Origin of the sequence: Rhodopirellula sp. UBA1907 (genome assembly GCF_002337565.1) — a bacterium.
In the GTDB taxonomy this organism is placed as follows: Bacteria; Planctomycetota; Planctomycetia; order Pirellulales; family Pirellulaceae; genus Rhodopirellula; species Rhodopirellula europaea.
The window spans coordinates 9,832-10,077 of sequence record NZ_DDGH01000088.1; the positions used below are offsets into that span (position 1 = coordinate 9,832).

Annotated in this window: 1 protein-coding gene; it reads right to left on the reverse strand. The window is 53.7% G+C overall.

Annotated elements, in window-relative coordinates; translation table 11 throughout:
* Window positions 1–40: 40 nt before the first annotated feature.
* The coding region (locus B2R17_RS19315) for a prolyl oligopeptidase family serine peptidase (RefSeq protein WP_286765260.1) at window positions 41–246 on the reverse strand (206 nt) is incomplete at its 5' end.

The following is a 246-nucleotide window of genomic DNA, read 5'->3' on the forward strand; positions in this document are numbered from 1 at the left end:
GGCCTAACGGCCGTCGGCTAATTTTTGGAGCCTGATTGGTTCACTTTAGATTCTGAAGGATGAAGTTCGTCATCATGGTTCGCAGGTGATAGCGGGTTCCTTCGCCTTCGCTGACCGAGTGAGTTCGTCCGGGATAGGCCATCATTTGAAACTGTTTGTTCTCGGCGATCAGCCGATTGATCAGGCGTGCCGATGACGCGTAGTGCACATTGTCGTCGGCTGTGCCGTGGATCAGCAGCAACGGAT